This window comes from Kitasatospora sp. NPDC096204 (assembly GCF_044763205.1).
Lineage (GTDB): Bacteria > Actinomycetota > Actinomycetes > Streptomycetales > Streptomycetaceae > Kitasatospora.
In genome coordinates this window covers 1-5,981 of record NZ_JBIWFT010000086.1, presented here as the reverse complement: position 1 = coordinate 5,981, position 5,981 = coordinate 1, and the positions used below count along the sequence as shown (strand labels likewise).

At 72.5% G+C, this 5,981-nt stretch carries 5 protein-coding genes, 1 tRNA gene and 1 pseudogene; 3 read left to right on the top strand and 4 right to left on the bottom strand.

Annotation, left to right across the window (positions count from 1 at the left end):
* Window positions 1–200: pseudogene (locus ACIQ87_RS40110) on the bottom strand (hypothetical protein); the annotation flags it as partial.
* Window positions 201–456: 256 nt separating this feature from the next.
* Here ACIQ87_RS40110 and ACIQ87_RS40105 point away from each other — a divergent pair.
* The 3 genes from ACIQ87_RS40105 to ACIQ87_RS40095 all read left to right on the top strand — a co-directional run bounded on the left by ACIQ87_RS40105 (window position 457) and on the right by ACIQ87_RS40095 (window position 2,020).
* Window positions 457–538, top strand: a tRNA-Leu gene (locus ACIQ87_RS40105).
* A gap of 138 nt (window positions 539–676) precedes the next feature.
* On the top strand, window positions 677–1,549 hold the full coding sequence (locus ACIQ87_RS40100; protein ID WP_402417189.1) for a Bax inhibitor-1/YccA family protein: 873 nt from the start codon (window positions 677–679) through the stop codon (window positions 1,547–1,549).
* Between the two features lie 87 nt (window positions 1,550–1,636).
* Entirely contained in the window at window positions 1,637–2,020 is a 384-nt protein-coding gene (locus ACIQ87_RS40095) for a hypothetical protein (protein WP_402417187.1), read from the top strand.
* 113 nt (window positions 2,021–2,133) lie between these two features.
* Here ACIQ87_RS40095 and ACIQ87_RS40090 read toward each other — a convergent pair whose 3' ends face one another.
* The 3 genes from ACIQ87_RS40090 to ACIQ87_RS40080 all read right to left on the bottom strand — a co-directional run bounded on the left by ACIQ87_RS40090 (window position 2,134) and on the right by ACIQ87_RS40080 (window position 5,720).
* Window positions 2,134–3,075, bottom strand: coding sequence for a hypothetical protein (locus tag ACIQ87_RS40090; protein ID WP_402417186.1), 942 nt, complete (start codon window positions 3,073–3,075; stop codon window positions 2,134–2,136).
* 290 nt (window positions 3,076–3,365) lie between these two features.
* Window positions 3,366–4,586, bottom strand: coding sequence for an acetyl-CoA C-acetyltransferase (locus ACIQ87_RS40085; RefSeq protein WP_402417184.1), 1,221 nt, complete (start codon window positions 4,584–4,586; stop codon window positions 3,366–3,368).
* Window positions 4,587–4,649: 63 nt separating this feature from the next.
* A complete protein-coding gene (locus ACIQ87_RS40080) occupies window positions 4,650–5,720 on the bottom strand; it encodes an SGNH/GDSL hydrolase family protein (RefSeq protein ID WP_402417182.1) in 1,071 nt (356 codons plus the stop codon).
* Between the last annotated feature and the right edge of the window lie 261 nt (window positions 5,721–5,981).

The window sequence follows — 5,981 nt, the reverse complement described above, 5'->3', positions numbered from 1 at the left end:
CCCATGATGGCGGTGAACTCGCCCTGGGGGAAGACGACGCTGACGTTGTCGAGGGCGACGACGCGGGTCTCCCCCTCCCCGTAGACCTTGTTCAGACCGGTGGCTCGGGCGGCCGCCAGGCCGGTGTGGACGGCGGTTGCGGTCGGCGTGGTCACGGGGGGCTCCTTGTGCTCGTCGTACTCGTGGACTTGTACCTCCATGTTCCGCGACGTGATCATGGTCTTGCGTCGCTCCGCCGGACGGTTGGCCCTACCACCGCTGGGCGTACGGGAGGGGTTGGCCCCTCCTCCTGCGGTATGACGTGGACCCTGATGCGGAACGGATGGCCGGAACGGATATCCTTCGTGGCCGAATCCCGGACAGTTCGTCAGATGGCAAGGAAACATGACAACTTCCGGGGCTGGGAACATGCGAAAGAGTGAGTCGGGAGACTAGGCTCAGGGTGGTCTCGCAGACGCCCGGATGGTGGAACGCAGACACGGGCAGCTTAAAACTGCTTGGCCGCGAGGCCGTGCCGGTTCGAGTCCGGCTCCGGGCACCGAACGCTCGGCGGGGGCGCGACGGCGTCCCCGCCGGTCGTTGTTCACCGGATCCTCCTCGCGGCGTATCCCGGAATTTTTGCCAAGCCATTACCCTTGTACGGGGCGGTGCAGTACCGCCACGGAGGGAATGAGCAATGAGAAGCAGCAACCCGGTCTTCTCGCGGGAGGGGTCCTTCACCCGCGACGCCGGCTACGCAGGGTTCGGCAACACCGCACAGGCCGGGAGCCCGTACGGCAACAACCCCTACGCGGGGACGCCCTACGCCCAGCAGCCGCAGGGTCAGGCCCCGATGACCGACGAACAGCTCTACGAGCTGTACAACGGTCCGTCGGCCGGGCCGGCCGCCACCGGGCGGATGACGCTGGACGACGTGGTCGCCCGCACCGCCATGACGCTGCTGACGCTGGTCGTCGCCGGCGCGGTGGCCTGGTTCGCGCTGCCGTTCGAGAACTTCGGCTTCGCGATCGCCGCCAGCCTGGTGGCCATGGTCGTCGGCCTGGTGGTCTCCTTCAAGCGCAGCGTCAGCCCGCCGCTGATCCTGACGTACGCGGCCCTCCAGGGCTTCGCGATGGGTGCCGTCTCGCACGCCTTCAACACCATGCTGAACGGCATCGTGATCCAGGCGGTGCTGGGCACGGCGGCGGTCTTCGGGGCCATGCTGTTCGCCTACAAGAGCGGCAGGATCCGGGTCACCGCCCGCTACCAGCGGATCGGCATCTCGATCGCCCTCGGCTTCGTGCTGCTGATGCTGGTCAACGTGGTCGCGATGGCCTTCGGCGCCGACATGGGGCTGCGCTCCGGTCCGCTGGGCATCGTGGTCGGCCTGATCGGCATCGGCCTGGGCGCCTTCTTCCTGTCGCTGGACTTCGCGGCGATCGAGGAGGCCATCGCCCAGGGCGCCCCGCAGCGCGAGTCGTGGCGGGCCGCCTTCGGGCTGACCCTCTCGCTGGTCTGGATCTACATGGAGATGCTGCGCCTGATCGCGATCCTGCGCGGCGACGACTGACGGCCCCTCCCGCCGTGAACCACTGCCGCCGGGCCCCGGAGCGACTCGCTCCGGGGCCCGGCGGCTTTCTGGCCTAGGCTCCTGTCCATGCATGACGTAGCGCCCCTGGACGTGGATCCCCTGGTCGAAGCCGTCGACAGACTGGCGGATCGTTTCCGCTCGCTGCCGCAGAGCAAGCTGCTGGGCGCCGTGCCCGGGCACGCCTCGCGGGCGGCGGCCGCGCTGGAGCTGGCGCGGCGGCTGGCCGGGCTGGCCGCGGCGGTGGAGGGCGGCCCGCGGCGGGACTTCCCGGACGCCGGGGCCTTCGCGGTGGGGGACCAGCTGGCCGTCGCCGGGCACGACCTGGCGACCGCGCTGGCCGCGCTGCCGGAGGGCGCGCGGGTGGCGCTGCCGGACGGGCCGGTGCCGGCGGCCGAGGTGCTGGCCGCAGCCGTGGACGCGGTGCGGGAGACGGCGGCGCTCTGCGGCTGAGTCGCCGGGAACGCGCACAGGCCGAAGGCCGGCCGGGTCGGTAACCCCGTGACCCGGCCGGCCTTCGGCCTGCCTGCTGCGCGCTGCTGAGCTGGTGTGCCGGTGAGTCGCTGTCAGATGCTGGCGACCACCCGGTCGGCGAGCACGTAGACGGCCTCCTCGTGGGTGGAGAAGGTCAGCGAGTACGAGCCGGAGAAGCGCGAGCCGCCGAGCAGCCGGACGTGCTCGCCGGCGCGGACCGCGTCGATCAGCCGGTAGGCGGCCTCCCGGTCGCCCGGGGCCACGCAGAGGGTGGTGCCGTCGGCGAAGGCGTAGACGTCCAGGGTGCCCAGCGGGCCCGGGCGGACGTCGATCAGGGCGACGGCCTCCTCGGCGAGGGTGGCCAGCCGGTTGTCGGTCCACTCCCGGGACGGCGCCTGGCTGGGCACGAAGTCGGGGTGCGAGGGGTGGCGGCGCGGGTCGGGCGCGGCGACCGGGGCCTCCTCGACGGCCGGGTCGGCGTCCAGCAGCCCGGCCTCCAGGCCGGTGGCCAGCAGGTCGGCCTCGCGGCGGGCCCGGGCATCCTTGGTCTCGCCGACCGGGTGGCCGGGGCGCAGCGGCATGCCGCCGTCGGTGCCGGGCTCGGCGGGGGCGGTGCCGCCGCCCTCGTTGATCAGGTCCTCCAGCGCGGAGCGCAGCGCCTCGCCGAATTCCGGGTCCATCGTCCCGGCGTTGTCGACGGCGTCCTGCGGGCCGGTGGGGCGGGGGAAGAAGAGCGGCCACTCGTCGGTGCCGGAGAACGCGCCGGAGAACGGCGAGTCGAACAGTGGCGCGTCCTCGGCCGCGCGGGCCTCCTGCTCGGCCCAGAACGCCCGGGCCTCGGTGATCTCCCGCTCACGGTCGGCGGCGAGCGCCTCGGTGACGGCCCGGCGTATCGCGGCCTCGTCCACCGGGGCGGGCGCGGTGCGGGCCGCGGCCTGCGCGTCCAGTCGGCGGGAGAGTCCGCGGAGGTGGAGCAGCACGGCGGTCGACACGGTGATCAGGATCAGCAGCAGGATGGTGTAGACGGCGCTCACGGAACGTACTCCTAGCGAGGAGCGGAACGGGGTTACGTGTCCACACTGCCGCATGCGGGGCTGTTACCGCAGTGACGAATGTCCAATTCATCCTGGACTTTCGCTCTTGTCCCCAAATTGTTAGGTAACACCGTTCTACGCAGTGGAGTTGATCCGCTCCGCAGTGTCGATTTCCGGGCGGAAAACGAAAGAATTGAGGGCCGGATCGACCTCGCGGTGTGATTCGGCCCTCAATTACGCTGCGTCACTCCAAATGGGTGGTCCAGACCCTTCGGAGGGTGACCCGAGGGTCAGCTGAGGCGCTCGATGACCATCGCCATGCCCTGGCCGCCGCCGACGCACATGGTCTCCAGGCCGAACTGCTTGTCGTGCCACTGCAGCGAGTTGATCAGGGTGGTGGTGATCCGGGCGCCGGTCATGCCGAAGGGGTGGCCGACCGCGATCGCGCCGCCGTTGACGTTCAGCTTGTCCAGGTCGACGCCGAGGTCGCGGTAGGAGGGGATCACCTGGGCCGCGAAGGCCTCGTTGATCTCGACCAGGTCGATGTCGTCGATGGTCAGGCCGGCCCGCTTGAGCGCCTGCTTGGAGGCCTCGACCGGGCCGTAGCCCATGATCTCGGGGGAGAGCGCGCTGACGCCGGTGGAGACCACCCGGGCGAGCGGGGTGATGCCGAGCTCGCGGGCCTTGGTGTCGGACATGATCACCAGCGCGGCCGCGCCGTCGTTCAGCGGGCAGCAGTTACCGGCGGTCACGGTGCCGTCGGGGCGGAACACCGGCTTCAGGCCGGCCACGCCCTCCAGGGTGACGCCGGCGCGCGGGCCGTCGTCCGTGCTGACCACGGTGCCGTCCGGGAGCGTCACCGGGGTGATCTCGCGCTCCCAGAAGCCGGCCTTGATGGCGGCCTCGGCGAGGTTCTGCGAGCGGACGCCGAACTCGTCCTGCTCGGCGCGGGTGATGCCCTTGAGCGCGGCCAGGTTCTCGGCGGTCTGGCCCATCGCGATGTAGGCGTCCGGCAGCAGCCCGTCCTCACGCGGGTCGTGCCACTCGCCGCCACCCTCCTCCGCCCGCTTCCTGGTGCGCGCCTGGGCCTCGTCGAAGATCGGGTTCATGGTGCCCGGCAGGCCGTCCGAGGTGCCGTTCACGCTGCGCGAGACGGTCTCCACGCCGGCCGAGAGGAAGACGTCGCCCTCGCCCGCCTTGATCGCGTGCAGCGCCATCCGCGTGGTCTGGAGCGAGGAGGAGCAGTAGCGGGTGATGGTGGCACCGGGCAGGTAGTCCATGCCCATCTGGACGGCCACGATGCGGGCCAGGTTGTGGCCCTGCTCGCCGCCGGGCAGGCCGCAGCCCAGCATCAGGTCGTCGATCTCGCGCGGGTCGAGCTGGGGCACCTTGGCCAGGGCGGCCTGGATGATGTGGGCGGTCAGGTCGTCCGGGCGGACGTCCTTGAGCGAGCCCTTGAAGGCCCGGCCGATCGGCGAACGGGCGGCGCTGACGATGACGGCTTCGGGCATGACGGGCTCCTCGCTGGGTGACGGCGGACCTGACGTCCGGGAGGAAAGTTACCGCCTGGTAGATCAGGCGTCACCCGTACCAGCGTGTGAGCTGGCCGACGTGTTCCCGGGGGCCGTACCGGCCTCCTTCGCGCCTTCCGGGCCGGGCGGGCCGATCCGCAGCCGGTGCCTCAACTGGGCCCAGCGGCGGCCCGCGCCCTCCGCCGGTACGGCCGCCACCTCGGTGCCCTCCCGGTCGGCCGCCGCGGCCGCCGCGACCGCGACCGGCAGCACCGAGGTGCCGGGGACGGCCGCGGCCGGGCGGTCCTCCTCGGGCCAGAGCCCGAGGGTGGCGCAGACCGAGGGCAGCACCGCCATCGCGGCGGTCGCGTAGCCCTGGGCCGAGGGGTGGTAGCGGTCGGCGGCGAACATCTCCGGGCGCGCGGCGAACTCCGGGCCCAGCAGTGAGCCCAGCGAGACCGTCCGGCCGCCCGCCTCCACCACCGCGATGGTCTGCGCGGCGGCCAGCTGCCGGCTCAGCCGGCGGGCCACCCAGCGCAGCGGCGGCCGCACCGGTTTGATCGTCCCGAGGTCGGGGCAGGTGCCCACGACCACCTCGCAACCGTTGGCGCGCAGGGCGGCGACGGCCTCGCCGAGCTGGCGGACGGCCAGTTGGGCCGGGCTGTGCCGGGTCACGTCGTTGGCGCCGACCATGATCACGGCGACGTCCGGGTGGTGCGGCAGCGCCTGCTCCAGCTGGCCGGAGAGGTCGGCGGAGCGGCCGCCGGAGCGGGCCACGTTGACCAGCCGCACCGGGCGCTCGGCCACCGAGGCGAGGCCGGCGGCGAGCAGGGCGCCCGGGGTCTCGCCGGAGCGGGCCACGCCCAGGCCGGCGCCGGTGGAGTCGCCGAGGACGGCCAGCACGAGCGGGGCCTGCGGGCCGACGGCGCGGTCGGCGAAGGCGTCCCCGTAGACGCCGTCGGCCCTGGGCGGCTGGGTCTCCAGGATGCCGATGGCCTGGATGGCGAGCTTGCTCTCGGTCAGCAGCAGGCCGACCAGGCCCACCCCGAGCAGGCCGAGACCGCCACCGCCGTAGGCCGCCGCGGTGGCGATCCGGCGGGCCACCCGGGCCCGCGAGTCCCGTGCCCCTGGCATCCGGTGCCCCCTTCACGTGCTCCTACCGGCCCCCTCGCGGGGGCGCGGCGCTGCCTGCACAGCGCTCTTACCCGCGCGGGGGGCGGGAGTACCCGGGGCACCGACGGGGGTGGGCCATTGGGGGAGGTGTGAAAGAGGGGAGCCGAGGGACGGGTGCCACGCCCTAGGTGTTCTGACCCGTGAGGTTGGGGACGCGGCTGGCGGGTGGCTTGCCTGCGAGTGCGGTGTGTCCGCGGTGGTGATTGTAGGTGTGGAGCCAGG

Bases quoted from the DNA above. Each gene is read 5' to 3' on its own strand.
- ACIQ87_RS40100 (WP_402417189.1), top strand. From the start codon at position 677: ATGAGAAGCAGCAACCCGGTCTTCTCGCGGGAGGGGTCCTTCACCCGC.
- ACIQ87_RS40095 (WP_402417187.1), top strand. From the start codon at position 1,637: ATGCATGACGTAGCGCCCCTGGACGTGGATCCCCTGGTCGAAGCCGTC.
- ACIQ87_RS40085 (WP_402417184.1), bottom strand. From the start codon at position 4,586: ATGCCCGAAGCCGTCATCGTCAGCGCCGCCCGTTCGCCGATCGGCCGG.
- ACIQ87_RS40080 (WP_402417182.1), bottom strand. From the start codon at position 5,720: ATGCCAGGGGCACGGGACTCGCGGGCCCGGGTGGCCCGCCGGATCGCC.